The following is a 24,133-nucleotide window of genomic DNA, read 5'->3' as shown; positions in this document are numbered from 1 at the left end:
TATTGGTTTGCAGCTTGAATGTGGACTTTCTGTTGCTATCAATTGTGCCGTTATTAACCTCAGCCCAATCTAAACTGATGTTTCCAGTTGGAGCGCCCGAAAAATCCAGATTAAGATCAAAAGCGGCGGCACTCGCGCCATCTGTGGTGCCCGTAGCCAACAATACTATTGCACCGGCTGTGCCTGTAGTGCTCGTCCCTCTTTGTACGCCACCGCTGCTAGCAGTGGCAGCGAATACCGTGTTGCTATTGGGCAGAGTGGGTTGGCCAAATGCTTTGCTATATCGATTTGCACCAACACCCGAGCTAAAGTCATTACCCCAGTTAGCAATGTCAGCAAAGTTCTCTGTGTAAGTACCATTCGCTAGCGGGACAGGAACAAGCTGGCCCCAACTCTGCTGCGCATTGAAGAAAAATAGGCAAACCAGAAAAGCCGGCAACTGCCCAAGCTTCCAGGCATTTTTGTAAAAACTTGTCATATAGACGCTTATGTCGTTTTGAAAAGATCCAGGAAGTTGGAATTAGTTTGCCGGAGCCGGGCCAGCATCGACTTTTGATTCGATGGCAGTCTGTACATCAACTGGCAGAGCGGATAGCAAGTCATAGCCAGTTGAAGTTTCAATGGCATCGACGCTAGTCCGGTACAAGCCCCAATCGCGAATGATAGAGTTAGTATTAGGCATGTCCACGGCAATCACCCGGGTAGATGAGGTAACTCGGGCTGCATCATTATCACCTACGGGCAAAATCACGATGACTTTCCAAGTCCGGTTAGGCACCGTAATTCGGCCATTATCGATGGTGGTAGTGACACTACCATTAGCACCCGTCCCGCCTAGACCGTAGCTGCCACAGACGACGTACACCTCATTGCCCGGCAAGAAGGTGCGAGCGTAATTTTCTAAGTCGGCCCAGGGGCCTTGGTTGTTAAGTGGTGCCTGAGGCATCATGTTGGTCATGAAAAAGGTCGCGGCGTTATCCTCCGCGTTGGCCAGGCGGTCGGCCGAGGGGCAGTTATGGCCGCGGTCGAAACCCGAGCTGGTATAGCTATTCGCTTGCACCTGATACCAGCCTTCAGGAAGAGTAGGATCGGGACGAAAAAGGTCAATCCGGTTAGCGTCACCACGGTCGGAGGCATCTATGTGCCAGCTTACCCAGTTGGGCTTGCCCTCATCGCGGTTATAGCTCAACGTAAATTGAGGCTTCACCATCAGGTAGTTTTTAGGAGAGCCAACGTCGGTGATAGCACCACTTGGGTTGCCCAGGGCCATGTTATCGTTGTCGATAGAAGGCTGGGCAACGCCGAAGTCGGTTACGGCAAAGTCATCGATATTCAACCGGCTCGCTCCACCCGACGTCTTGCGAATCTCGAACTTGACATTGCCGGCAATATTGACGGTAAACGCGGCGGCCTGGAGGGTGCTGGTGGTAGTAAATACCGTGTTGCCCACCTTCGTCCACTTATTGCAGTTGCAGGATTCGGGTTGCGCCCACAGCTCCCAGCTGCTACTGGCGTCGGAGCCGTAAATGGCGTGCTGTACCGCTACGGTAGCGGCACCATTGGGCACGAAGAACTCCATGGTGAGCTTACCGTTTTGCTGCAGGCGCACCGCCTGCGCGCCGTTCTTACGGTCGGCCTCGGCATTACCCAGCACGGCGTCAGTCAGAGTCCAGGTACCGGTAGCAAAGGCTACACTTCCGGCGGCGTAATCGGCCTTGGTTCCGGTATCGAAGGATTCCTGGGGGTTGGCAGCGGTGAGGCTGGTGGCTTGCTGACCGGCGGGTGCCGCTTGAAAAGCGAAGCACGAAAACAGCAACAAAAAGCGAAAAGGACTACGTAGAAATTTTGGCATATTCTGGCAAGAGAAAAGCATTCGACTAAGTTCCAGCTGCGCAAACCTGTGCAACCCATTGACAAAAATACAGTCTAAATAGAATTTAGCTATTATTAAAGTTTAAATATCTGTAATTCGTAACAATAAAATAATGGTATAATATAAATAAATAGAGTTTATGTAATTTTAGTCTACTTGGGACCCTATCAGTGTTCAATAGCTATAGAAGCCTTTTTTAGAGATAAACGCCGCCGAGTAAAGTTTTATGACCGAATCCAGCCCAGCCAGTTGCATACTACCTGAACACCGGAGCAGGATGGCAGTAGCTTGCTTTACTGCTGACTAAGATTGCTCTTATTGTCCGTTGGGATATTTTCTCTAAGGCTCACCACCTTTTTTTCGTAGCAGAAAAAGCGCAGTCCCGGCCGAAAAGCCAGCGTGATTTCGCCCGCGAAGCGGTAGCCCAGCTTAGGGAAAAGCTGCTGCGTAGCGCGGTTCTCTGAGTTGGTATCCACGCGCAGCACAGGCAGCTTTTGCTTAATGGCTAACTTCTCCGCCTGCTTGAGCAGAGCAACAGCTACGCCCTGGCCTTGCGCGGCCGGATCGACGGCCAGCCGATGTGTGACGAGTGCGGGCAGCGAGGCATCCCAATCGGCCTGCGCGTACTCCGGGTCCTGGTCGGTGGTGAGGGCGGCCACGCCAGCTACTTTGCCCCCCAGCTCAGCTACCCACAAGTGTTGCCGGTCAATATCCTGCCGAAATACTGCCTCATTGGGGTAAGACGCCTCCCACTGATAATTGCCGGCCGCGTGCATCAGCGGCACCACGCGGCTTATCAGTTGTAGAATACCGGGTAAGTCAGAAGTGGTAGCTTGGCGAATGGCTAGCATTAGAAGATGCGGGAGTTTAAAGTTTTTACTTTAAACGTAGTTATCGAAGACTTCGAAGATGAGCCAGGGAAAAACTATATCCTAAGGATACTTTCTGCCTTCTCACCAAGCCGACCGCTAAAAAGACGGGCGCTTGCTCGGATTGCCAGCGCATGTTTTAAATACAATAAAAAAGCCCCCCAGCTTGGTGCTGAGGGGCTTTTTTAACTTATAAAACTATAATATATAGAGCTATAATAGAGGAAATGTCTAACGGCAGTTACGCAGCGCAAAGTTATTGAAGGCTACGGTGGTGGTTTCTGGGCCCTGAGCCAGTAAGCCTATCCGTACGCCCCGATCCCACGGGGGCAGGTAGGTACCGTTCAGCGCAAAGCTATCCAGCACGACGGGTTGCCAGGTGGTGCCGCCATCCGTGCTGAAGGCGAAGCGGAAGCGGCTGCCGCCCCAGGCCTCCAGGCGCAAGCTGAGCATCTTGCAGTCCTCCAGCTTCACTTCAGTTAGGGTCAGATGCTTTTTGCCCTGCATGTGCCACAGTTGCAGATGCCCATTGCCGGCTACCAGGGCCAGGGCGTTGTGTGGGTCGCCGATGGCCGCCAGCCCCGCGTAGGTATTGGGTGCCAGGGCACCATAGTCGAGTGTGGTGGCCGCTTTATAGGTAGCCGTAAAGGTACGTTGAGCGACTAGGGCGCCAAGGCCCGTGGAGCGAGCTGTTAGCAGCAGCTGGCCATCGCTGACGCCCACCGTGGGCTGCTCGCTGACGGGCCACTGCCAGGCGGCCGACAGACGGTTGCCGGGGAAGTTGTCGTCCACGTTCAGCACCCGCAAATCGCGCAGGGGCTCAGCCTGGGGGCTGCTATTCACAAACTCAGGCCAGCCCTCGGCGTTCCAGGTAAACTCGCTCAGCAGCCCCTGACGCCCCACGAACTCGTGGCTGTTGGTGTAGTAGGCGTGGTGGAGTAGGAACCAACGGCCCTCATACTCCGTCACGGTACCGTGGCCTGGGCATTTCCAGGTTTTATTCTTGGTCAGAATGGGGTTCTGGGGGCATTTTTCCCAGGGGCCGAGCAGCTTTTTGGAGCGCGCCACGCCGGTAGCGTAGTTGCAGCACTTCCCGCAGCAGCCATTGCCAGCATAAAACATGTAGAAGTATTCGCCCTGCCGCACAATGGCGGAGCCTTCTACCAAACAGCCCTCCCAGGGAGTATCATTGCGGAACAGCTCTACCTTTTTGCCGAGCAGCGCCGTACGGCTTTCATTCATGCGCTGGGCCCAGATGGGGGTGTCTTTGCGAAAAGCGTTGCCGTCTTCTTTCCACACCATATAGAGCGCGCCGTTCTCGTCGCGCAGCGGGAAACCATCGATGGAGCCCATGCGCTGCCCTACCAGCGGACCGTGGTCGGTGTAGGGGCCCGCGGGGTCATCGGCGCTGGCGATGGCTACGCAGAGCTGACCACGCTTGCCTTTTTTGCGCGCCGTATAGCAGATATAGGTTTTGCCATTTTCGTGGCTGATTTCCGGGGCCCAGAAGTTGCAGTCGGCCCACTCGGGCAGCTTATCCGGAAACACGTAGCTCACTACTTCCCAATCGACCAGGTTCGTGGACTTCAGAAGCGGAAAGACAGGTCCCCACTCGGCGGAAGTGGCACTAGCCCAATACGTATCACCGATTTTGGTGACCGTCGGATCGGGGAAGTCGCCGGGCAGAATAAGCTTATCGTAGATAACCGCGGGGGCAGCCTCAATGGAGGGCGCCGTATTGACCACCGGCTGGCTAGCCACGGGGTAAGGCAGAGGCCATTCGCTGGGCGAGCTGGCATCAAGGGCACCTGTTTCTAGATCGAAAGACACAAACAGAGAAAAAAGGAGTGGGAAGTAGACTCTCTCGACAGCCAGGGCAAGGTATGGTGGGCGGCCCGAGCCTTAGTAGCTGTATGGGTACTTTGAGTGGTTGCTCAAGGCAGTTGAAGCAGAAAAGACGAATTGGAGAAAGAGTGTGGAAGCCAATATCCTAGGGCGGGCATCAGCGTAGGAGCACCAGGGTAAGCAAGCGGGGAGGACGGAGCAACCGTCCTTTTTTCGCGAGCAGAATACAAGCTTGAGTGAACTGTATTTTTTTTATAAACTTAATGGAGTGATTTAATTTCCATTAGCTAATCTCTCTGGTTTTAAACAGCGGACTAAGAAAAACAAATCTGATTTTATTAAGTGCCTTTTGACTCTTTTTTGCAAACATTCTGCCAACAATAGCTACTGAGCTATGAAGACCTAAATTTTTAATATGCTGTGTTTAAGATAGATAATAATCTATACCGAATTTTGCATTCACACAAGATTCATTTTAACTAACCGCCTTTACTCTAACTCGCCTCACCCAAGCACGGGTCAGCTTGCCATAGCTCGCTTTTCGTTCCTATCGATTAACTATGGGCCCTGCTATTGCTCACTACTTACCTTACTATGACCACGAATCCCATTCAAACCGGCTTGCTGGCCTATGGCATGTCGGGCAAGGTTTTTCATGCCCCGTTTCTGGCTGCTCACCCCGGCTTTGCGCTGCGTGCCATAACGGAGCGCCACCACAAGCAGGCGCAGCAGGATTACCCCGGCCTGATTAGCTACGATAGCGTGGAAGCCCTGCTCGCTGACCCCAAAATTGAGCTGGCAGTAGTAAACACCCCCAGCAATACGCACTTCGAGCTGGCCCGGCAGGTGTTGGAAGCGGGCAAGCACGTACTTATTGAGAAGCCGCTGGTCACTTCCTCGGCCGAAGTAAACGAGTTGGCAGCGCTAGCGCAACGCATGAACCGACACGTATTTGCTTACCAAAACCGGCGCTGGGACAGTGATTTTCAGAGCGTGCGGCAGGTGATAGCCAGCGGGCAGCTCGGCCAGCTCATCGAAGTTCACTTCCGCTTCGACCGCTACAAGATGGCCCTGAATACGAAGGCCTTCAAGGAAACGCCCATCCCAGGCAGTGGGCTCCTGTATGACCTGGGCCCGCACTTACTAGATCAGGCCATTAGCATGTTTGGCAAGCCCTTATTCAGCCGCAAGACTACCGGAATATTCCGTCCCGGCTCGCAGGTACCCGACTACTTTTCCTTTCACCTGCACTACCCCAATGGCTTGCAGGTGTTTCTGACCAGTAGCCTGCTAGTGGCGCAGCCCCAAGCCTCCTTTGTGCTCCACGGTACGCAAGGCAGCTTCAGTAAGGCCCGCACCGACGTGCAGGAAACCCAGCTTCAGCAAGGAATTGCCCCCCAGGACGCCGCTTACGGCTTGGAAGCGCCCGGCCAGGAGGGCACCCTCACGGTAGCCAGCGCCGACGGTCAGTTTACCCCCCATTCTTATCCCGCCCCCAAAGGCGACTACATGCAGCTGTTCGAGGCTTTGTATCAAACCATTCGGAACGGAATTCCTTACCCAATTAAGCTGGAAGAAATACGGTGGCAGATGGAGTTGATGGAGCAAAGTGATGACAGCCTATAAGAAGGCTGGCCCCTAAAAACAGGCAGTTTACCCACTTATTGGACAGCCTTCATAGAAAAGTATTTAGATCAGTAGATAATGCGGGGAAACCTAGTCATAAAACTAAAAAAACTACCCTGATGAGCTTAAAAAAGGCATATTTTAGTGAAACCTAGCAAAGAAAAGAACGGTAAAAAGCGCGTGTTTGAAAACAATGGTTTAACCTCTTAAACTTTGTTATCGTCATGGCTATTCAGCAGTATCAGGACTCGTTTTCCGGAATGGGCCAGTCGCCTTTTAGCTCCATGCTCGACCAGTTTTTCAACGATACCGTAGCTTCTCGGGGCAGTTGTCCAGCATTTCGCCCCAGGTAGATGCGCACGAAACGGAGCGCGGCTACCAGATTGAGGCAGCGCTACCAGGCATGAAGCGCGATGATATTAAGGTTGATTCTCACCAGGGCCGCCTGACTATCTCGGGCGAACGGCAGTTCCAGAATGAGCAGAACGACCGACGCTACCACCTCGCAGAAAGCTTGTATGGGTCGTTTCAGCGGTCATTCCAGCTCCCCGATACCGTAGACCCCGGCCAGATAGAAGCCTCGTTTGAGGATAATGTGCTGCATGTGATGGTACCCAAAGACACCCAGAAAACCATGCGTCACTAGATTGATATTCGTGGGGGGCAAACTATAGGCAGCGGTCAGATGTCGGAGCGTATGGGTCAGCAGGCCAGCGACATATCCGTGCAGTCGGGCGAAGGACAAAATCAGTCGAATGGCAACGACTACAACATGCAGCAGGACCAAAATCAGACTAACGGCGCTTCCTATAACGACTCGACGGATAGCCGCAACTCGAAAAGGATGAAGGCTTAACACCAGTGCTTTGCCGTTAAGGCAATTTACAAAAAAGCCCCCTGAGTAATTCGGGGGGCTTTTTTATTCCGTAGGGTTGGGGTTTGGCTCATAGTTTATGGTTTCGGCACCGGCACCCAGGGCCGCCAGCGTAAGGCCATCTTCCGCTACGTAGCTAAGCTGCGCCGTGAGGCCCACATCAAGCAAATCCTGCACGAGCCCTTCGCCGGCGACCTCGGGCGTGTACATCTCCACGGTGGTAGTCACTACATTCACCGGCCGGTCGGGTAGGCCGACCAGCGTGGCGCGGCGGTCGATTTCGGGTGGAAAGATGGCGGCGTACAGAATCAGGCGGTCATACGATATGCGGTTGCTTGCCAGCCAGCGGCAAGCGGCGGCCGCGCCGTGCCCGTAGCCCAGCACCGTAACGGGAGTATTGGGCGGGCAGGCGGCCAGAATCGATTCGGCCAGGGAGTCGAGGTAATTGGTGAGGTCGGCGAGGTCGGGCAGCAAGTCGGAGGCGGCAAACCAGGTAGCGCCCGTGCTCAGAGTACCATCGGGAGCGGGTGGCAACGTGTAGCGCGACAAAGCTTCGGGCAGAATCAGCAGCCGTTCGGGCGTGACAAGGTTGCTGAGCTGGGCAGCAAAATCGGCAACGGATTGGCCTTCGCCGTGCAGGCAAAACCAGACGTGACGAATCGTCGGGCCGGGTTCGCCCACGCAATAGTAGCGGGCGGTGCGCGTCGTATTAAACGTTTGGAGCTGCATAAGGTCTAATGGATGCTGTAAGCGAGAGTATGCTATACGAGAGCGGCGCAAGGCATGGTTGGGAGGCGCCCAAAGTTGCGCTGAAGCACAACGCCACTACATGCCACAATGGCCGTTTACATGGGTTTCAGACAGCTTTTAAGGCGTCAATGTGGCCGAAACCCGGCGTTGATGACGCACAATAGAGGTTGGTACATCGTTTGAAATAACCCCATCACAATCAAGAAATAGACCTAACCATGAAGTTGATAAGCCAAGAATTCATTCGCAATATTGCCCCCCAGCTTAACCTACTCAACACGTTGGGCGGCGGCACGGCCCAGGCGCAGCTGCGCGTTGATAAGGTGGCGAAGGGTGTGGTAGTGCGGGTAGCAGCGCCGTCTGTGCGCCCCGAGAACTTCCACGTATTGCTCGATAACAACCGCCTGACCGTGTACTGCGACTACCGCCACGAAGAGAACGACCAGTTGAGCGCTCCCCTATTTGCCCAAACGCTGGATCTGCCCGCTAACCTCGACCTCGACCGCATCGACGCCGTGCATGAGGCTAATGAGTTGCGCATCCGCATTCCGTTCCAGGATTCGGCCAGCCGCCGTGAAATCGATATCAAATTGCGCTAGGCTCTGCTTAGTTGCTTATAACGTCGGGACCGACCGACACCTTTTCAATGAAGCCACTGCCAACCGCAGTGGCTTTTTTTAGTCTTAATCAAAAAGCGGTATCAGCAGCAGAAAACCAGTAACGAGCGCCAGATAGAACCAGCCCATCACCTGCCCCCGATACCGGCGCGGCAGCCGGTTGCTGAGCACGAGCACCGCTACCACTATCACCAGCAGGTGTAGCAGCAGAAATACCACGGTTTTCACCCAATTGCTGACAATGGTATTCTCGGGCTGATACTGGTCACTCTTGCCCAGCCCCGAGGTAGCAAAACGCAGAATATAGTACGTCAATGTTTCAAACACCACAAAGCACACGAAGCCAATCAGCAGCGCCTGGGAACCCGATTTCTGCGAAACGTCAGCCATTTTTACTTTAAAACGCTAGATACATAATTGCCCCCCAGTCTTACTGCACTTCGTTTTTCTTGCTCAAAATCTCCTTACTTCGGGTTTTTATGTAGAGTTCCTCCACTTTGGTGCGGGCCCAGGGCGTGCGGCGCAGAAATACCAGGCTGGATTTGATGCTGGGATTGACGGCAAAGCAATTGATATGAATGCGCTCATCCAGCCCCGGCCAGCCATAATGAGCCACGAGGTATTCCAGAATCTGGGCCAGGGTGATGCCGTGCAGCTCACGGATGAGGTGGCCCGATTCGTCGCGGGCGTCGGAAAGATTGGAAGTAGCCATGTGGCGGAGCGTTAAGAAGCGAAAGGTCGGGAAAAGCAGGGACTGGCAGGCAAACTGTGGTAGCTGGGGGGCTTTTTCTGCGCCGGAACCACTAGCTTAGGTACGAGCGAGGCACGTATGTGCGTTACCTTTGCGATGGCTACGCTGATGAACCGACCCCGACGACGCCCTGCTGCCCGCCACTCCGCCCCCCTCCGGCGTCGTTTGCCCCTGCTCATCGGCCTGGGATTGCTGCTGGCGGCAATGGTTTTTTACGGGCGGTACTGGCGGCAGATCAACCGCTATGCGCGGCTGACTTATGCCAAGTACACGGCTCATCAGCTGACGGGCCGCGAGAAGACACCGCTGCTAACCGGCTACACGGTGCACGGTATTGATGTATCGTCGTATCAGGGCCGTATCGATTGGCCGGAAGTGGCGGAACACCAGGTGCGTTTTGCGTTTATTAAAGCTACCGAAGGCGTTACGCTGCGCGATGCTCGCTTCCAGCGCAACTGGCGCGAGGCGCAGGCTGTGGGTATTTACCGCGGGGCCTATCACTACTTTCAGCCCAACTACGACGGCGCCCAGCAAGCCGATCTTTTTGTGCGCAACGTGCCCCTGGCCGCCGGCGATTTGCCCCCCGTACTCGATGTGGAAGCTCCAAACTTTCACGACGTGGCGGTGATGCGGCGCAACGTAGCTACCTGGTTGCGCCTGATAGAGCGCCACTACGGCGTGCGCCCCATCCTGTATACCAACTACAACTTCTACAAGCGCCACTTAGCTGGGCACTTCGATCAGTATCCTTTATGGCTGGCGCATTATGAAGTGGAAAAGCCCCTCCTGCCCCGCGACAAATGGATTATCTGGCAGCACAGCGACGAATCGCATGTGCCAGGTATTCGCGGGCCGGTCGATTTCAACGTATTTCAGGGCAACTTCGCCATGCTGCTGGCCATGCGCATTCCGGAAAAGTCGGAGTGAGTGCAGGCTCCGGCCTGGTGTCATCTATATTTGCTTATGCTTCCCTTTTCCTTTCGTCGTTTTTGCTGGCTGCTCAGCTTACCGTGGCTACTGAGCGCCTGCGCCGGTGGCGCCAACACCTTCACCCAGAGCGGTCAGGGCTCTTACTACGCCAACAAGTTCAATGGCCGCAAAACGGCCAGCGGCACCGTATACCGGCCCAACAAGATGACGGCCGCCCACAATACCCTTCCCTTCGGTACGGTGGTGCGCGTAACCAACACGCGCAACAACCGCTCAGTCAAAGTCACGGTCACGGACCGGGGCCCGCATGTGAAAGGCCGCATTATTGACTTATCACGCAAAGCCGCCCGCAAAATTGATTTGATTGACGCTGGCGTGGTACCGGTGCAGGTAACGGTGGTGAAGGCAGCTCCCCCGCGCTAAGCTGGGGGCTTTTTTACCCGATTTTTCTATTTGTTTCGCATGAGAATCCGCAAAAAAGTGCGCTGGACGGTGCCCGCCACGCCGGGCCGCTTCGCGGCGCTGGCCGCCTTCGTGAAAGCCGCCGAAGCGCAAGCCTGGACCGATACCGAAATTCAGTATGTGATGGATGAAGTAGTAGAAGCCCGCGACGATGCCGAGGCCACGCTTATTTTATTGGACTACACCCAAATCTAAAACATAGGCGGGCGGCCCAAACTAATATAGTCTGGGCCGCCCGGCTGTTCGTAGCTAGCGCAGGCTAGCCTTTCTTCTTCTTGCCTTTTATTTTCAGGTTCTCTTTCTTCACTAAAAGGAGGCTGTCTTGCTCCGCTTTTTGAGCACTCGTCGTGAGGCGGCCACTCAGCGACATCATATCACCTTCCTGGAGTTGGGCGCTACCCCCCGCCGCCGTCACAACGCTGCCGGTTGGGGTAATCTTGGTGCCGTTGGTGAGGCTCATCTCCTGTGTAAGCGCCCTGGTTTGGCCCATCTGAGTTACCAGTACTTTGCCCTCCTTCATCATCACGTCATCTTTCAGGGTGGCGACGCCGGGCGTTACCGGCTTGGGGCGGGGGGCTGCGACCTTACGGGGGGGCATTTTAGCCTGCGCTGAGGCGGATACAGCGCTGGTAGTCAAGGCAAAAGTCAGAAGCGCAATGCTGCGAAATCTCATGATGATAAAAAGATTGAGGGTGGGAGAAATAAGTGAAGCGAATGCAACGAACCGCCACTGGGTAGCGTGCCACCACAAGCCAGCAACCTGCCTTAAGTCAGGCGCGTTAGAAAGGAACAGAGAGTCATTGAAGTGACGTATTATTTTCTTGTCTAAATCAGCAAGTTATATGGCGACCGAGAAAGCATCAGACAATATTTACGCCGATTTTAAGGCTCAGGTAAACATGACCGCATCCGAGCTGGAGAAGTGGCTTGCTACGGAGGAATCCAACTCGGTGGGCCAGGATAGCGGCGACGGCACCAGCATCGGCCACAAGTCGGGCGAGCGGATTATTGAGATATTGAACAAGAAAAAAGCGGATCTGACGGAAGCGGATGAGACCCACATGCACAAGGTTCACTCGTACATTAGCCGGCATCTGGCTCAAGGACCAGAAAAAGACGTAGAGCACTCACGCTGGCGCTATTCGCTGATGAATTGGGGCCACGATCCGCTGAAAAAGTAAGCTGCTTGATGTATGCTGGATTCTACTTCAGGCTACCGGCGCTCGTAAGTTGACATCTAAGAGCTGGGGCAGTTTATTCAGTTAATATTCAGTATTCAACCATCATCAACTCACGAAGTGGACTACAAGGATTATTACAAAGTGTTAGGACTGGACAAATCGGCTACTACCGACCAGATCAAGAAGGCTTACCGCAAGCTGGCCCGTCAGTATCACCCTGACGTGAACCCCAATAATGCGGAGGCTGAGCGCAAGTTTAAAGAGATAAATGAGGCCCACGAAGTACTGAGCGACGAGGAAAAGCGCCGTAAATACGACCAGCTAGGCGCCGACTGGCAGCGCTACCAACAAACCGCCGGGGGCGGCCGGCCCGGCGGGGGAGGCTTCGACTGGTCGCAGTACGGGCAGCCCGGAGGCTTTGGCGGCTACGGCCAGGCCGGGGGCGGCGACCCTTTTGGCAACACCGATTTCTCCGATTTCTTCAGCTCCATTTTTGGTGGTATGGAGGGCGATGGCCGTGCTGGGGGGCATTCTGCCAGGGCCAGCGCCGGCCAGGATTATCAGGCCGAGCTAGAGTTAACGCTGGCCGAAGCCTACGAAGGCGGCCCGCGCACGCTCACCGTGAATGGCAAAAAGCTGCGCATCAACATTCAGCCCGGCGTCGAAGATGGCCAGACTATCCGGCTGCGCGACCAGGGTGCGTCCGGCCGCAATGGTGGCCCGGCCGGCTCGCTCTACATTACGTTCCGCATAGCCCCCGACCCGCGCTACACCCGCACCGGCGCCGACCTCACGCTGGATGTGCCAGTGAGCATTTATACCGCTCTGCTGGGTGGGCAGCAGGTGGTCGAGACGCTGTCGGGGCCGGTTAAAATCAATGTGAAGCCTGAAACGCAGAACGGCACGCGCCTACGTCTGCGAGGCAAAGGCTTTCCGATTTATAAGCAGCCCGGCCAGTTCGGCGACCTGTATCTGCGGCTTGATCTGACGTTGCCGCAGCACCTCACAAATACAGAGAAAGAGCTGTTCCGGCAGCTGGCGCAGCTTCGGGGCGAAGCTGCTTAACCTCCTTTAGCCCTTGCCGTTGCCACCCGCTATTTATTATCTGCTATGGAAACGTTGTCCATCATCACTATCACCTTCCACGACTGCGCCACGCGCTACGGCCTGAGCGAGCCGGACCTGCATGCGTTTGTAGACCTCGGCCTGCTGCATCCCGCCGAGGCACCCGATACACTCCGCGCCGAGCCTGATAATCTGGCCCGGTTGGCCCGCCTGCGCCATGAGCTAGGGCTGAGCGCGGAAGGCATCGACATTGTGTTGGCCATGCGCCACCGCCTGCTGGAGCTACAAACCGAGCTAGCCCGGCAGCGCGCCCGCGTTGCCCAGCTGGAGTATTATCTGAATAAATCCGGCCCGCTAGTAGATCTGTAGTGGCCGTTACGGCTACACATCAATGGCCAGCGCCAGCAGCGTGCCGGCTAGCGTAGCGCCGAGCTTAGGCCAGTTGAGCCGATGCTCAGGGCTGGTCTCGAAGAGAATGGTGGTGGATACGTGCAGAAAATTGCCTGCTACCAGGCCCAGCAGCGCGGCGTACAAGCCACTGGACATCAGCTCCTCCAGCACCACATAGTTGCTGACTACAATGCCTATGGGCGCGGCCAGCGCGAACAGCACCAGATACGGTAGGGCCCGCTTAAAACTGTGCAGCCGCAACAGTAAAGCCGCCATCAGGGCAAAAGCGGCCGGAATGTGATGCAGGGCCACGCCCCCCAGAATAGCATAAAAGTTCTCGTTGCTGGGCGTGGCTTCGGGCTGCTTAACCAGAATGCTGCCTTCCAGAAAAGAATGAATTACTAGCGAGAACAACAGCAGAAATGGTACCTGCCCATCATGCGCCGTGTCGTGATGAATATGGCCGTGCTCGACGCCCTGCGAGAAAACCTCCAGCAACAACTGCCCGAAAAAGCCCCCCAGAACATAGTAGCCGATGCGGTGCATCTCATTGTTGGGTACAAGCAATAAGGCTTCGGGCAGCAGGTGGGTGATGGTGAGCGTAAACAGATACGCCCCGCTGAAAGCCAGCAGGGGTTTCATCCAGCTGGTGCGGGCCGTGGGCAACAGGCGAGTGAGTAGGCCCGCACCCAACACGGTCAGGAATAGCAGCAGAACGGCAATCCACATGGATAATGTGTTGATTAGATAGGCGTTGATGGAGTGGACAGTCAAGCAGGATACGGCAATCTTACCTGATTCATCATCTTTATCTCTTTACTATGAAGATCATACGGGGACTGAGCGCCTCGTTGTACGGGCTCAGCTGATAATCGCCCAGCACCTCGGCCAGGCGCAGACCCGCCATTTGAAAATATTCCTCAAAGTTGTCCAGGCTCAGTGCTCGAACCCGCTCCTCGAATTGCTGCTCCTGCCCCAGCGCGTCTAGGAAGCGAATCGTTTTGACTATAAACCCAGTGTCGAGGCGGCGGGTGATGTGGAAAGTGATGTCGCTAACAGTTTTTTCCTCCTCCAGTACTAACTCGCGCAGTGTGCGCTCGGTATTCATGAAGTCAATCACCATTTTGCCCCCCGGCCGCAAAGCCTTAGCCGCGGAGCGCAACGCTACTATATTTTCAGTCTCGTGGGCGAAATAGCCAAAGCTGGTGAACAGGTTAAAGATGAAATCGAACGACCCGAAAGGCAGCGGGTTGCGCATATCATGCTCATGGAAGTGCAGGCGCGCGTGCGCAAACTCCTGAGCATAGGCGATGCTCTCCGGCGACAGATCGACGCCGGTAACCTCGTAGCCTTTCTGACTCAGATACACCGAGTGGCGGCCTTTCCCGCAGGCCAAATCGAGCAGCTTCGCGTTTGGCTTAACTCGCAGATGTCCCAACAGAGCATCTATAAAAGCTTTAGCTTCTTCCTCGTTACGGTCGCGGTATAGCAGGTGGTAATACGGCGAGTCGAACCAACCGATAAACCACTCAATAGCAGGGTGTAACATTAATACTCTAAAAGAAAAGGCCTGCTGGTCAGCCAATAAGTTCCGAAAACCAATAGCCGGCAAAACCTGCAACAATGTTACAAATAAATCATTGCTTTCCTGTTGCTACTTATTTAGACAGGTCGTTGTAAGCAGACAATTTTGCCCCTCGGAGGTGGCTAAGGCAGCCAGCTAAAACAATAGCCGCCGTTGGCCTTATGCCAATGGCGGCTATTGCTAAGGTGTTAAATACAAGATGCTTAAACTTTAGCGCTGAATCTCGCTGCCATTTGCCATGGTATCGGCCTGGCTGGGCTTAGCGTTGATCTTGGCGGCTTCTTTTTTTCTATTTGTACGCATCGCTTCCTCGGCATTAGCCGAGATACTGGCTTCCGCCGAAGGCTTGGGCCGGCCATCAACACCTTCTACGGCCGAGCTAACCGGCTTCGGAATCGCGGCGCCTTTTGCCTGGTTGGTTTCGTAGGCCGTGCCTTGGTCAAAATTGTCGGAAGTGCGGGAGCCGGGCGCTACCTGATCGATGGACACTTGCTTGTCGGGGCGGAAGGCAGAAGGTTCGCTGCTACAAGCAGACATTGATAACGCGAGACTGGCCACGCCAGCGAGCAACAGGTTCTTATTCATGGGGTTAAACTAGTATGTGCTTAATGATTGAGTGCGGGAGGGCTACCTAACTGCTTGCTTCATCTGAGCCGGCAGCCAGCAAACCATTCTGCCAGGTAAGGATTACCGACCCTGGGGGGCAAATGTTACGCCGCCGGCGCGTCAGCGGCCGCTACCGGGGCTACGGGCAGCAGGTTTTTGCGGCGCAGCATAGCATCAAACAGCTTTATATCGTTCGGCGAATTAAAAATACGCAGGGGCAGCAGCAAAAATACGGGCACATCGAAGGTGCTTGCAATCCAGCGGCGCCAGCCAGTCACCTCATCGGGTGCCTGGCCGGAGCGCAGCCACATCGTGAATCCCTCCGTGTCGCGCTGGGCCCGACCAATCATGTCCCAGTTTAGGTTCATCCCCTGCTTTTCATTGAGGCGCAACAGAATCTGGCGTTGATCAATCTCGTAGTTAAAGCGCTCAAAAAGCGGCTTGCTTTGCTCCATCTGCGTCACGCTCGTAATCTGGGCCGAGCGGAGCAGCACAAACAACACGGTTAGCAGCACGGCCAGGCCAACCCACCACCACGAAGGCCAGATGAGAGCCGGCAACAGCCCAATGGCCAGCGGGATAAGCGCATACCACCATTCCTTTTTCCACACCTGCGTCATGGCCATTCGGGTGTAGGTGTTGGTGCTCAACTGGTATTTCTTGGTACGGATGGCCAGCGGCGCGGCTCCTTGCGCCTGACGGAAGCCCCGTTGATTAGGTTGCTGCATTGAATAAAATGGTTGGGTGGGTGAATAGCTAAATGGCTAAATGGGTAAGTGTTCAAATAAAGGCGCAGAACGGTCAGCCATTTAACAATTCGGCCATTTATCCATGTGAATTTAATACGCTTTAAGACTCAGATCCAGGCTTTTAAGCGAATGAGTAAGGGCCCCAACGGAAATAAAGTCGACGCCCGTAGCAGCTACCGCGGCAATCGTTTCCTCCGTGATTCCGCCCGATGCCTCCGTGGGAAAACGCCCCCCAATAAGCGCTACTGCTTCCCGCAGCTGGCTGGGGGGCATATTATCAAGCATAATACGGTCGATGCCGCCTGTATCGAGTGCTTCCTGCACTTCGGCCAGCGTCCGGGTTTCTATTTCAATCGGCAGTTGGCGACCCGTGCGCTTCAAATAAGCATGCGTCGCTTCAATTGCCGCCCGAATACCGCCGGCGTAGTCTACGTGGTTATCCTTGAGAATAATCTGGTCAAACAGGCCATAGCGGTGATTCACGCCCCCGCCAATCAGCACGGCCCATTTCTCGCACAGACGAAAATTAGGCGTGGTTTTGCGCGTGTCGAGCAGTTGGGCACGCGTACCCGTCAGCAGGCTGGTCAAATGAGCCGTATGGGTGGCAATGCCGCTCATGCGCTGCATACAATTAAGCACCAGCCGCTCCGCCGTCAGAATACTCTGGGAGCGCCCCTCCACCCGGAAGGCAATATTACCCTCCTGAACCCGGGCCCCGTCGCTCAGCAGCTCTTCCACCCGCAAGTCAGGATCGACGGCGCGAAAAATGTGGTGAGCCAAGGCGACACCGGCCAGTACGCCATCATCTTTCACTAATAAGTGGGCTCGGTTCTGAGCATCCGCCGGGATGGAAGCGAGAGAAGAATGGTCGCCGTCGCCCACATCTTCGGCCAAGGCCATGCGGATAAACGTGGATATAGCTTCAGGCGTGAGGTAGAGAGCATTTTGCACGGTGCAAAAATAGAAAAAGCCCCTGACAAAGCCTCTGCCCTAAAGGCACTTCGCACCGTGCAAGCTGCCAACTGCTGAATAAGCCTTAAAACAACAAACCCAGCATCGGCCGGATGCTGGGTTTGAAATGTATCAACGGAGCCTGGCAAATAAGCCAGCCGCATACGCTTTATTCCTTCGTGAAATTAATTGAGTCAATGACTAAGGCACCACCGATAGGCTTCATTTGCACAAATACCTGGTAGGATCCTGTTTTGCCAATGTATTTGCCAGCAGCATATTGAATGCTTTCGGCGCTGGTTTTTTGGTGATCGTACTCAAAGCTGGCGGGCGAGTTTTTGGCGAAGAAATCCTTCATGACAAACTCCGCCTGGGTAGCGCTATAGCTTTGCTTGTCACCATCGAAGGCCAGCTCCACCGTAGGGCCAAAGAATTGGGAAAGGTCGCGGGCCGAGCCATTACGAATTGCCCCCTTAACAGCCCCCAGCGACTCCCCCTGGGCTTGTACTCCAACAGCCAGCAAAGCAAACCATAGGATGGCGCAGAGCTGGAGTAATATTCGTTTCATATAAAAAATTCTTTATCTGGTTATACCAGGCCGGTTGCCCGGCCGTTATTCCTGAGTGAAGTCAATCGTGTCGATGGTGGGTGAGCCACTGCCAGGTTTCATCTTAACGAACACCCGATAGGTACCATTTTTGCCCGTGTATTTACCAATGGCATACTTTGTCCCCTCGTTACTGCTTCCCTGATGTATAAAGTCAAAAGCGGCAGGAGGGTTTTTAGTGAAAAAGTTTTTGAGAACCGATTCGGCTTCAGCAGCGCTGTAGCTGTTCTTATCCCCGTCGTAGCCCACTTCTACCTTCGCACCTAAGTAAGGCGCTAATTCTTGGGCCGAACCATTACGGATAGCGCCTCGAACGGCCCCAAAGGTTTCGCTTTGCGCGTAGCTTGCTATGGAGAGTAGTCCTAGCCAAACCAGCAGGCAAGCCCGAAAAACGTTGCGTCTCATATAGAGGGAAAGTACGAAACGAATAACTCCAAAACTATGCCAATAGACAATAAATTGATTTATTCCCCCACTAATTTGCACCAGCACTAAGATAATTGAAATCATCCCGGAAGAACACAATCTGGGGTTCGGGTCGCTGCCCTTATCTTTGTAGGTATGAACAAACAGGTGTTGCTCGTTATTCTGGATGGTTGGGGTCTGGCTCAAAACAAAGCCGTTTCGGCCATTGATGCTGCTCAGACTCCCTTCGTTGACTCTCTTTTTCAGCGTTTCCCGCACAGTCGGCTTCAGGCTTCAGGCGAGGCCGTAGGCTTACCCAATGGGCAAATGGGCAACTCGGAAGTAGGCCACATGAATATTGGGGCCGGCCGCGTGGTGTATCAGGATCTGGTGCGAGTCAATAAAACTATCCGGGAGCGGAAACTGGGAACGGTGCCCGCGTTGGAAAAGGCGTTTGAGTACGCCCGCACTAACGGCAAGAACCTACACTTCATGGGGTTACTGTCCGATGGGGGCGTACACTCGCATATCGAACATCTGAAAGCCCTTTGCAGGCTGGCGCACGATGCTGATGTGCACAAAGTATTCATTCACGCCTTCACCGATGGCCGCGACACTGACCCTAAAGGTGGGGTGAACTACGTCAATGACCTGGAGCAGCACCTGGAGCGTAACAGCGCCAAGATTGCGACCATCGTAGGTCGCTACTATGCCATGGACCGCGACAACCGTTGGGAACGGGTTAAAGTAGCGTATGACTTGCTGGTAAACGGCATAGGCACTCCTTCACAAAACCTGATTCAGAGTATGCTCGACTCTTATAAGGAAGGCGTGACGGATGAATTTCTGCTGCCCATCGTGAAGGTAGGCGCTGATGGTCAGCCGATTGCCACCATTCAGGAAGGTGACGTGGTTATCTGCTTCAACTTCCGCACCGACCGGGGCCGGGAAATCACGCAGGCGCTAACCCAGCAGGATTTTCACGCCTTCAACATGCACCGGCTCAACCTGCATTATCTCACCCTCACGAACTACGACGCCACCTTTACGGGTGTGACGGCGATTTTTGAGAAGGATAACCTGAATGATACGCTGGGCGAAGTATTGGCCGCGACGGGCAAAACCCAGATTCGTATTGCTGAAACGGAGAAGTATCCGCACGTTACGTTTTTCTTCTCCGGCGGCCGCGAAACGGAATTCGCGGGCGAAACCCGTATTATGCGTCCCTCCCCCAAGGTAGCCACCTACGACCTGCAACCGGAGATGAGCGCCTACGACCTGCGCGACGCGCTGGTGCCGGAGCTGCTAGCTCGCTCAGCCGATTTTGTAGTGCTCAACTTCGCCAATCCCGATATGGTGGGGCATACGGGCATATTTGAGGCAGCGGTGAAAGCCGTGGAAACCGTAGATACCTGTACGAAAGACGTAGTAGAGGCCGCTCTGGCCAGTGGCTACGCCTGCATTGTGATTGCCGACCACGGCAACGCTGACATGATGATTAACCCCGACGGTACACCCAATACGGCCCACACGACCAACCTGGTGCCCTGCATTTTGGCCGATACTACGTACCGTGGTACGCTGGCTGATGGAAAGCTCGGTGACATCGCACCTACCGTGCTGGCGCTTATGGGAATACCGCAGCCGACTGTCATGACGGGCCAATCGCTACTACAACCCGCTGCCACCATGAGCACTACTAATGCGTAGGGCTTCCTGGCTGCTGGGAATACTCGCTCTGGTTTCGGCCTGTGGGACTGAAGCGGCGGGCCCAACTTCGACGCAGGAGACGCGCAGGCCTAGGTATTTCGATATCAAGGCTTTTCTGGATGCTCAAACCCAGGAGCTGACACGGCGCAATCCGGCCGTAGAAAAGCGCGTGATGCTGCGTGGGGGGCAAATAGAGACTACTCGTGTACCTGAAGTAGAGTGGAGCAAGGAACTGCAGATATTTTACCAGGCTGACATTAACAAGCCGGCTCTGCGTGATGCATATAAAATAATGCATCAAGATAAATGGCAAGGCGGTTCCCGCACGGTGTATCAAGCAGATAGGGATGATAAAGCACCTGTAACTATGCTCTTCATAGAAACTAAAGCTGATAAGGTGCAATTACTAACTGCTACTATTCAACAAGATAACCCGCTTTTCTATTCTGAAAAGCGACTCTTGCTGCGTTTGCATAATGGCAAGCTTTCAGAGTACGAAGTGAAAGGTGTACAAAAGCTGGTGCTGTTCGACACGTTGCGCTATTCAGCGGCCGGACGCGTGCTGGACTAGTGCTGGGGGGCAAATTTGTGCGATGGCGTTCAACGTCTGAGCACGGGCTTACATCTTACAATCGGTTTTCTTTGCTATAGAAGCAGGAGCCACTATCCTACTTCTACACGCAGCTTCATCCCCACTCTCTTTCTTTCCGGCCAAGGCTCTACCTACTTCCGCTGGTAGTAAGCAGCGCTTATCAGAACAAGACCTCCACCAGGAAATCGACTCCTGTTCCAGCCGATTCCACCGCCACTGATTCGATCGATTCTTCCAACTCGAAGAAATATCTGACCCAGCCGCTGATTTCCGATTTGTATACGGCCGACTCTTATTCATAAAAAGCCCCCTGCTGCTCTAAGGGGCACTTTTTACTGGTGCTTTTTGCAACTGAATGTCTCTTGAGCTAGATCTACTTAGTGGCCTTGCCCATCAGCGTGGCTACCACCCAACGGCGCCCGCCATCGTTGCGGTGTTCGCCTAAATAAATCCCTTGCCAGGTGCCCAAAGCCAGCCGTCCACCCATGATAGGCACGCTTACGGTAGTACCCAGAAGTGCCGCTTTCAAATGAGCCGGCATATCGTCGGCCCCTTCCTGGGTATGGCGGAAGTAGGGGGCATTTTCGGGTGCTACCCGATTAAAATACGATTCAAAATCCTGTCGCACCGTTGGGTCGGCGTTTTCATTAATGCTCAGGCTGGCGGAAGTGTGCTGGATAAAAAAGTGCGCGGTACCAACTTCAATTCCCTCCAGCTCCGGCAGTTCAGCCATAAGCAAGTCCGTGACAAGATGAAATCCTCGCCGCACGGCAGGCAGGCGCAGACGTTTTTGAAACCAAATCATAAGATAAACTACGGATTCAGGCGCTCGTAGGCGCCCAGGTCGGGAGTAGCGGCCGCGCGGGGCTTATTGAGCAAATCGCGAGCGAGCAAAGGCGCGAGCACGGGGCGGTTGCTGGCGGGCGAAAGCGTATCGAGGCGATAGTCGAAACGATTGCCGCGCGGCTGGTCGGGCGAGCTGAAGAACTTCGGGTCGGTAAAAATATTATCGGTGCCCGTTCCTCCAAATCCTAGTTGGGTAGCAGTGCTAGCTACCTGATAAGCCGTGGTACGGAGTAAGCTATTACGGACGGTAACCTGATTTGCGTAGCGGCTTACGTTTTCAAAGCCCAGCTCTTCCATATTTTTACCCCAAACGATGGAATTCAGAATACTGACCGTGGGTAACACCGACGGGCCGGGCTGGCCGTTAGCCAACGTCAGCACATCGGAGAAAACCAGAGAAGGGTTTGGCCGCACAAAGCCGGGTGTGTAGTTGGCCACGGTGCAGAAATTGAGGGAAAAATTGCCCCCCTGCAAGCCCCGCACGGCATATTCGCCGCAGTTGGCAAGCAGGCAATTACGCAAGGTGAAGTCGCCGGAAAAACTCAGGATACCGGCCCCGTCGAAGCTGGCGCCGCCGCTGGCAAAGTTGAGGCTGGCGCCGGAGATGTTTTTGATAATGGTATTCTCTACCAGCACGTCAGGCCGGGGCTGGCGGTTTTCGGGGTTGAAGACCAGCAGCCCAAACCCGGCGTTCTTGATTTCGGCGTAGCGCACCACGTTGTCCTGGCTCGTCGCATCAAACTGAATCCCGCGCCACTGGCCGGGGATTTCGCTGTACGCCGCTTCGAGTCTGTCGCCGGCGAAGCGCACGAAGCGCGGGTCGTCGGGCTTCAGCTCCTCGTTGGGGGCCAGATCGGGATTTACCAGCAGCCGCCCTTTGATTACGACGCCCGCCCCGGCATGCACATAAATACGGGCACCGGCTTCGATAGTAAGCGTGCAGCCGGCATCGACCCGCACGAAATCATAGATGACGTGGGGCTTATCATTGCGCCATACGGTATTGCAAGCCAGTGTTTCGGCCCTGTGGAAATAGGCATTCTGGCCGTAGGCTACTAAAGCTACCTGCTGCTCATTGCCATTGGTGCGAAACTGCACCTGGTCCTCAATCAGAAACGGCGTGTTCTCTGCCCCCGGCCCGAGTTTGGCTTTCACCAGCAACAAAAGACTATCACGCCCTCTAATTTCTACAGCCTGAGCCAATGGCCCAGCAACTCCGCTGACAGTCAGTGTGTAAGGTGAGTTAGCAGTCTTCAAACCGATTTGCTCCACGCGCACGGCCCGCCGGTTGCGGTTGTACACCCACAGGCGCCGCGTGACGGTGGCGGTTTGCGCGAATACCGTATCGAAAAGGACGGTATCGGCCGAAAACTCCAGGCGCGCGCTGGCGTCGCGGGTCACGATTTCCTCCTTGGGCTCGCAGCCTGGCAGCAGGGCCGCCAGGCTGAGCAGAATGAGCAGAAGAGGAAGAAATAAGCGCACGGAGGAATATGTAGATTGTTCTCCAGAGGCCTCAACCCCTAGCCCCTTCTCCTAAGGGAGAAGGGGAACTAGCTTTAGTTTTTCTAGCAGCTGGTCCTGACTTAAAGTCTACTTTTTAGAGCTAGTTCCCCTTCTCTCCTAGGAGAAGCGGCTAGGGGTTGAGGCTACGATACGCCCTCGCGCAGCCGCTCGGCACTTTCAGCGATGCGCAGCTGCTCCACGAAGTCGTCGATGTTGCCTTCCATTACGCTGGCTAGGTTGTAGACCGTGTAGCCGATGCGGTGATCCGTGACGCGGCCCTGCGGATAGTTGTAGGTGCGAATCTTGTCCGAACGGTCGCCGCCGCCGATCATGCTCTTGCGCTGGGCACCTTCGGCCTCGTTCTTCTTGGCCAGCTCTATCTCGTAGATGCGCGAGCGCAATACCTGCAACGCTTTATCGAAGTTCTTGAGCTGCGATTTCTGGTCCTGGCACTGCGCCACCAAGCCGGTGGGCAGGTGGGTGAGGCGCACGGCCGAGTAGGTCGTATTCACCGATTGCCCCCCCGGCCCCGACGACATGAACAGGTCCTTGCGCACGTCGTTCATGTCGATTTCCACGTCCAGCTCCTCGGCTTCGGGCATTACTACGATGGAGGCGACGGAGGTGTGAATGCGGCCCTGCGTTTCGGTGGCCGGCACGCGCTGCACGCGGTGTACGCCGCTCTCAAACTTGAGCTTGCCGTACACGTCCTCGCCCTTCACCGACAGAATAATCTCCTTATAGCCGCCGCTGGTGCCTTCGGTGGCGTCAATCAGGTCCATGCGCAGATTCTGCTTTTCAGCGTAGCGCATGTACATGCGCTGCAGGTCGCCGGCAAAGATGGCGGCCTCGTCGCCCCCGGCCCCGGCCCGGATTTCCATGATCACGTCCTTGGAATCGTTGGGGTCTTTGGGCAGCAGCAGGTCCTTGATAACGGTTTCCAGGCGCTCCTGCTCGGGCACCAGCTCATCAAGCTCAGCCTTGGCCATCTCGCGAAAATCCTCATCTTTTTCCGTAGATATGACCGCGCGGGCACCTTCAATATTAGAGAGCACCTCCTGGTATCTGCGATACTCAGTTACAATGCGGCCAAGGTCTTTGTATTCTTTATTGAGGGATTTGTAGCGCTTCATATCGCTCATCGCCTCGGGCTGCATCAGCTGCTCATTCACGTCGTCGTAGCGTTGGCGAATGGCCTCCAGTTTTTCTAACATCTTGCCTTCAGAGAATTTTAATTGGGAAGGCAAAGGTACTGAAAACAAACAGGTCCTGCGCACGGCAGGCAGCTTTGCGCCGGGCCGGCGGGCTGTTCAGCGGCGCGCCGACCCCCTTCCGTTTTCAGAGTA

Annotated in this window: 30 protein-coding genes; 13 read left to right on the top strand and 17 right to left on the bottom strand. The window is 54.9% G+C overall.

From position 1 onward, the window contains the following. Positions 1–520 precede the first annotated feature (520 nt). The gene (locus tag B9A24_RS22560; protein ID WP_084443691.1) at positions 521–1,852 is read right to left on the bottom strand and encodes a DNA/RNA non-specific endonuclease; all 1,332 of its coding nucleotides are present in this window, start codon (positions 1,850–1,852) and stop codon (positions 521–523) included. Positions 1,853–2,166: 314 nt separating this feature from the next. Then, positions 2,167–2,724: a GNAT family N-acetyltransferase gene (locus B9A24_RS03055; RefSeq protein WP_084443690.1), complete on the bottom strand. Its 558-nt coding sequence runs from the start codon at positions 2,722–2,724 to the stop codon at positions 2,167–2,169. A 6-nt stretch (positions 2,725–2,730) separates the two neighbouring features. Between B9A24_RS03055 and B9A24_RS21465 the strand changes: the two genes are divergently transcribed. Beyond that, on the top strand, positions 2,731–2,931 hold the full coding sequence (locus B9A24_RS21465; RefSeq protein ID WP_143434730.1) for a hypothetical protein: 201 nt from the start codon (positions 2,731–2,733) through the stop codon (positions 2,929–2,931). A 42-nt stretch (positions 2,932–2,973) separates the two neighbouring features. Here B9A24_RS21465 and B9A24_RS03050 read toward each other — a convergent pair whose 3' ends face one another. Next, a complete protein-coding gene (locus B9A24_RS03050) occupies positions 2,974–4,572 on the bottom strand; it encodes a family 43 glycosylhydrolase (protein ID WP_234996937.1) in 1,599 nt (532 codons plus the stop codon). 609 nt (positions 4,573–5,181) lie between these two features. Here B9A24_RS03050 and B9A24_RS03045 point away from each other — a divergent pair. The 3 genes from B9A24_RS03045 (at position 5,182) to B9A24_RS21965 (ending at position 7,069) form a co-directional block, all read left to right on the top strand. After that, positions 5,182–6,213 (top strand): Gfo/Idh/MocA family oxidoreductase, encoded by a 1,032-nt coding sequence (locus B9A24_RS03045; RefSeq protein WP_084443689.1) that lies wholly within the window; start codon positions 5,182–5,184, stop codon positions 6,211–6,213. 328 nt (positions 6,214–6,541) lie between these two features. Beyond that, entirely contained in the window at positions 6,542–6,859 is a 318-nt protein-coding gene (locus tag B9A24_RS03040; RefSeq protein ID WP_084443688.1) for an Hsp20/alpha crystallin family protein, read from the top strand. Between the two features lie 39 nt (positions 6,860–6,898). Further along, on the top strand, positions 6,899–7,069 hold the full coding sequence (locus tag B9A24_RS21965; protein ID WP_159451928.1) for a hypothetical protein: 171 nt from the start codon (positions 6,899–6,901) through the stop codon (positions 7,067–7,069). Positions 7,070–7,132: 63 nt separating this feature from the next. On the opposite strand, the gene B9A24_RS03035 is transcribed toward B9A24_RS21965, so the two are convergent. Further along, the gene (locus tag B9A24_RS03035) at positions 7,133–7,816 is read right to left on the bottom strand and encodes an alpha/beta hydrolase (protein WP_084443687.1); all 684 of its coding nucleotides are present in this window, start codon (positions 7,814–7,816) and stop codon (positions 7,133–7,135) included. 239 nt (positions 7,817–8,055) lie between these two features. On the opposite strand from B9A24_RS03035, the gene B9A24_RS03030 reads away from it, so the two are divergent. Beyond that, positions 8,056–8,436: an Hsp20/alpha crystallin family protein gene (locus B9A24_RS03030; protein ID WP_084443686.1), complete on the top strand. Its 381-nt coding sequence runs from the start codon at positions 8,056–8,058 to the stop codon at positions 8,434–8,436. 84 nt (positions 8,437–8,520) lie between these two features. On the opposite strand, the gene B9A24_RS03025 is transcribed toward B9A24_RS03030, so the two are convergent. Both B9A24_RS03025 and B9A24_RS03020 read right to left on the bottom strand, forming a co-directional pair. Further along, positions 8,521–8,844 carry a hypothetical protein gene (locus B9A24_RS03025; RefSeq protein ID WP_084443685.1) on the bottom strand — a complete coding sequence of 108 codons (324 nt, stop codon included), beginning with the start codon at positions 8,842–8,844 and terminating at the stop codon, positions 8,521–8,523. A 40-nt stretch (positions 8,845–8,884) separates the two neighbouring features. Next, positions 8,885–9,166 (bottom strand): VF530 family protein, encoded by a 282-nt coding sequence (locus tag B9A24_RS03020; RefSeq protein WP_084443684.1) that lies wholly within the window; start codon positions 9,164–9,166, stop codon positions 8,885–8,887. Positions 9,167–9,283: 117 nt separating this feature from the next. Here B9A24_RS03020 and B9A24_RS03015 point away from each other — a divergent pair, with 117 nt between their 5' ends. From B9A24_RS03015 to B9A24_RS03005, 3 genes are read left to right on the top strand one after another with little or no spacing between them, the layout of a single operon-like run. Next, positions 9,284–10,132 (top strand): glycoside hydrolase family 25 protein, encoded by an 849-nt coding sequence (locus B9A24_RS03015; protein ID WP_084443683.1) that lies wholly within the window; start codon positions 9,284–9,286, stop codon positions 10,130–10,132. A 36-nt stretch (positions 10,133–10,168) separates the two neighbouring features. Then, positions 10,169–10,558 (top strand): septal ring lytic transglycosylase RlpA family protein, encoded by a 390-nt coding sequence (locus B9A24_RS03010; RefSeq protein WP_084443682.1) that lies wholly within the window; start codon positions 10,169–10,171, stop codon positions 10,556–10,558. Positions 10,559–10,597: 39 nt separating this feature from the next. Beyond that, the gene (locus B9A24_RS03005; RefSeq protein ID WP_084443681.1) at positions 10,598–10,792 is read left to right on the top strand and encodes a hypothetical protein; all 195 of its coding nucleotides are present in this window, start codon (positions 10,598–10,600) and stop codon (positions 10,790–10,792) included. A 64-nt stretch (positions 10,793–10,856) separates the two neighbouring features. Here B9A24_RS03005 and B9A24_RS03000 read toward each other — a convergent pair whose 3' ends face one another. Then, positions 10,857–11,270, bottom strand: coding sequence for a DUF6799 domain-containing protein (locus B9A24_RS03000; protein WP_143434729.1), 414 nt, complete (start codon positions 11,268–11,270; stop codon positions 10,857–10,859). A 169-nt stretch (positions 11,271–11,439) separates the two neighbouring features. Here B9A24_RS03000 and B9A24_RS02995 point away from each other — a divergent pair, with 169 nt between their 5' ends. The 3 genes from B9A24_RS02995 (at position 11,440) to B9A24_RS02985 (ending at position 13,212) form a co-directional block, all read left to right on the top strand. Then, positions 11,440–11,778 carry a DUF3140 domain-containing protein gene (locus tag B9A24_RS02995; RefSeq protein ID WP_084443679.1) on the top strand — a complete coding sequence of 113 codons (339 nt, stop codon included), beginning with the start codon at positions 11,440–11,442 and terminating at the stop codon, positions 11,776–11,778. A 117-nt stretch (positions 11,779–11,895) separates the two neighbouring features. Further along, positions 11,896–12,843 (top strand): DnaJ C-terminal domain-containing protein, encoded by a 948-nt coding sequence (locus B9A24_RS02990; RefSeq protein WP_084443678.1) that lies wholly within the window; start codon positions 11,896–11,898, stop codon positions 12,841–12,843. 45 nt (positions 12,844–12,888) lie between these two features. Further along, entirely contained in the window at positions 12,889–13,212 is a 324-nt protein-coding gene (locus B9A24_RS02985; RefSeq protein WP_084443677.1) for a chaperone modulator CbpM, read from the top strand. A gap of 12 nt (positions 13,213–13,224) precedes the next feature. Here the strand turns inward: B9A24_RS02985 and B9A24_RS02980 are convergent, their stop codons facing one another. From B9A24_RS02980 to B9A24_RS02950, 7 genes are all read right to left on the bottom strand, one after another. Then, positions 13,225–13,962, bottom strand: a complete 738-nt coding sequence (locus B9A24_RS02980) for a ZIP family metal transporter (RefSeq protein ID WP_084443676.1) — start codon at positions 13,960–13,962, stop codon at positions 13,225–13,227. A gap of 79 nt (positions 13,963–14,041) precedes the next feature. Next, positions 14,042–14,782: a class I SAM-dependent methyltransferase gene (locus B9A24_RS02975; protein WP_084443675.1), complete on the bottom strand. Its 741-nt coding sequence runs from the start codon at positions 14,780–14,782 to the stop codon at positions 14,042–14,044. A 246-nt stretch (positions 14,783–15,028) separates the two neighbouring features. Next, positions 15,029–15,403: a hypothetical protein gene (locus B9A24_RS02970; RefSeq protein ID WP_084443674.1), complete on the bottom strand. Its 375-nt coding sequence runs from the start codon at positions 15,401–15,403 to the stop codon at positions 15,029–15,031. Positions 15,404–15,528: 125 nt separating this feature from the next. Further along, positions 15,529–16,152 carry a hypothetical protein gene (locus B9A24_RS02965; RefSeq protein ID WP_084443673.1) on the bottom strand — a complete coding sequence of 208 codons (624 nt, stop codon included), beginning with the start codon at positions 16,150–16,152 and terminating at the stop codon, positions 15,529–15,531. A 111-nt stretch (positions 16,153–16,263) separates the two neighbouring features. Then, positions 16,264–17,124: a carboxylating nicotinate-nucleotide diphosphorylase gene (nadC, locus tag B9A24_RS02960; protein ID WP_234996934.1), complete on the bottom strand. Its 861-nt coding sequence runs from the start codon at positions 17,122–17,124 to the stop codon at positions 16,264–16,266. A gap of 169 nt (positions 17,125–17,293) precedes the next feature. Then, positions 17,294–17,692, bottom strand: a complete 399-nt coding sequence (locus B9A24_RS02955; protein WP_084443672.1) for a DUF4783 domain-containing protein — start codon at positions 17,690–17,692, stop codon at positions 17,294–17,296. 45 nt (positions 17,693–17,737) lie between these two features. After that, the gene (locus B9A24_RS02950; protein WP_084443671.1) at positions 17,738–18,241 is read right to left on the bottom strand and encodes a DUF4783 domain-containing protein; all 504 of its coding nucleotides are present in this window, start codon (positions 18,239–18,241) and stop codon (positions 17,738–17,740) included. 51 nt (positions 18,242–18,292) lie between these two features. On the opposite strand from B9A24_RS02950, the gene gpmI reads away from it, so the two are divergent. Next, positions 18,293–19,846, top strand: coding sequence for a 2,3-bisphosphoglycerate-independent phosphoglycerate mutase (gpmI, locus tag B9A24_RS02945; RefSeq protein WP_084443670.1), 1,554 nt, complete (start codon positions 18,293–18,295; stop codon positions 19,844–19,846). Further along, positions 19,839–20,417, top strand: a complete 579-nt coding sequence (locus tag B9A24_RS02940; protein WP_084443669.1) for a hypothetical protein — start codon at positions 19,839–19,841, stop codon at positions 20,415–20,417. Before gpmI ends, B9A24_RS02940 begins: the two co-directional genes overlap by 8 nt. Before the next feature lie 394 nt (positions 20,418–20,811). On the opposite strand, the gene B9A24_RS02935 is transcribed toward B9A24_RS02940, so the two are convergent. From B9A24_RS02935 to prfA, 3 genes are all read right to left on the bottom strand, one after another. Then, positions 20,812–21,243: a secondary thiamine-phosphate synthase enzyme YjbQ gene (locus B9A24_RS02935; RefSeq protein WP_200813851.1), complete on the bottom strand. Its 432-nt coding sequence runs from the start codon at positions 21,241–21,243 to the stop codon at positions 20,812–20,814. Positions 21,244–21,251: 8 nt separating this feature from the next. Next, positions 21,252–22,766: a hypothetical protein gene (locus B9A24_RS02930; protein ID WP_084443668.1), complete on the bottom strand. Its 1,515-nt coding sequence runs from the start codon at positions 22,764–22,766 to the stop codon at positions 21,252–21,254. A gap of 164 nt (positions 22,767–22,930) precedes the next feature. Beyond that, on the bottom strand, positions 22,931–24,001 hold the full coding sequence (prfA, locus tag B9A24_RS02925; protein WP_084443667.1) for a peptide chain release factor 1: 1,071 nt from the start codon (positions 23,999–24,001) through the stop codon (positions 22,931–22,933). Positions 24,002–24,133 lie beyond the last annotated feature (132 nt).

Source organism: Hymenobacter roseosalivarius DSM 11622 (genome assembly GCF_900176135.1).
In the GTDB taxonomy this organism is placed as follows: Bacteria; Bacteroidota; Bacteroidia; order Cytophagales; family Hymenobacteraceae; genus Hymenobacter; species Hymenobacter roseosalivarius.
This window is presented reverse-complemented; position numbering and strand designations above follow the sequence as displayed.

Bases quoted from the DNA above. Each gene is read 5' to 3' on its own strand.
- B9A24_RS03020 (WP_084443684.1), bottom strand. From the start codon at position 9,166: ATGGCTACTTCCAATCTTTCCGACGCCCGCGACGAATCGGGCCACCTC.
- B9A24_RS02985 (WP_084443677.1), top strand. From the start codon at position 12,889: ATGGAAACGTTGTCCATCATCACTATCACCTTCCACGACTGCGCCACG.
- B9A24_RS21465 (WP_143434730.1), top strand. From the start codon at position 2,731: ATGCGGGAGTTTAAAGTTTTTACTTTAAACGTAGTTATCGAAGACTTC.
- B9A24_RS03015 (WP_084443683.1), top strand. From the start codon at position 9,284: ATGTGCGTTACCTTTGCGATGGCTACGCTGATGAACCGACCCCGACGA.
- B9A24_RS02955 (WP_084443672.1), bottom strand. From the start codon at position 17,692: ATGAAACGAATATTACTCCAGCTCTGCGCCATCCTATGGTTTGCTTTG.
- B9A24_RS02980 (WP_084443676.1), bottom strand. From the start codon at position 13,962: ATGTGGATTGCCGTTCTGCTGCTATTCCTGACCGTGTTGGGTGCGGGC.
- B9A24_RS02950 (WP_084443671.1), bottom strand. From the start codon at position 18,241: ATGATTTCAATTATCTTAGTGCTGGTGCAAATTAGTGGGGGAATAAAT.
- B9A24_RS03025 (WP_084443685.1), bottom strand. From the start codon at position 8,844: ATGGCTGACGTTTCGCAGAAATCGGGTTCCCAGGCGCTGCTGATTGGC.
- gpmI (WP_084443670.1), top strand. From the start codon at position 18,293: ATGAACAAACAGGTGTTGCTCGTTATTCTGGATGGTTGGGGTCTGGCT.
- prfA (WP_084443667.1), bottom strand. From the start codon at position 24,001: ATGTTAGAAAAACTGGAGGCCATTCGCCAACGCTACGACGACGTGAAT.
- B9A24_RS03005 (WP_084443681.1), top strand. From the start codon at position 10,598: ATGAGAATCCGCAAAAAAGTGCGCTGGACGGTGCCCGCCACGCCGGGC.
- B9A24_RS02975 (WP_084443675.1), bottom strand. From the start codon at position 14,782: ATGTTACACCCTGCTATTGAGTGGTTTATCGGTTGGTTCGACTCGCCG.
- B9A24_RS02995 (WP_084443679.1), top strand. From the start codon at position 11,440: ATGGCGACCGAGAAAGCATCAGACAATATTTACGCCGATTTTAAGGCT.
- B9A24_RS03035 (WP_084443687.1), bottom strand. From the start codon at position 7,816: ATGCAGCTCCAAACGTTTAATACGACGCGCACCGCCCGCTACTATTGC.
- B9A24_RS03030 (WP_084443686.1), top strand. From the start codon at position 8,056: ATGAAGTTGATAAGCCAAGAATTCATTCGCAATATTGCCCCCCAGCTT.
- B9A24_RS02935 (WP_200813851.1), bottom strand. From the start codon at position 21,243: ATGATTTGGTTTCAAAAACGTCTGCGCCTGCCTGCCGTGCGGCGAGGA.
- B9A24_RS22560 (WP_084443691.1), bottom strand. From the start codon at position 1,852: ATGCCAAAATTTCTACGTAGTCCTTTTCGCTTTTTGTTGCTGTTTTCG.
- B9A24_RS02940 (WP_084443669.1), top strand. From the start codon at position 19,839: ATGCGTAGGGCTTCCTGGCTGCTGGGAATACTCGCTCTGGTTTCGGCC.
- B9A24_RS03010 (WP_084443682.1), top strand. From the start codon at position 10,169: ATGCTTCCCTTTTCCTTTCGTCGTTTTTGCTGGCTGCTCAGCTTACCG.
- B9A24_RS03000 (WP_143434729.1), bottom strand. From the start codon at position 11,270: ATGAGATTTCGCAGCATTGCGCTTCTGACTTTTGCCTTGACTACCAGC.
- B9A24_RS03055 (WP_084443690.1), bottom strand. From the start codon at position 2,724: ATGCTAGCCATTCGCCAAGCTACCACTTCTGACTTACCCGGTATTCTA.
- B9A24_RS02965 (WP_084443673.1), bottom strand. From the start codon at position 16,152: ATGCAGCAACCTAATCAACGGGGCTTCCGTCAGGCGCAAGGAGCCGCG.
- B9A24_RS21965 (WP_159451928.1), top strand. From the start codon at position 6,899: ATGTCGGAGCGTATGGGTCAGCAGGCCAGCGACATATCCGTGCAGTCG.
- B9A24_RS02970 (WP_084443674.1), bottom strand. From the start codon at position 15,403: ATGAATAAGAACCTGTTGCTCGCTGGCGTGGCCAGTCTCGCGTTATCA.
- B9A24_RS03045 (WP_084443689.1), top strand. From the start codon at position 5,182: ATGACCACGAATCCCATTCAAACCGGCTTGCTGGCCTATGGCATGTCG.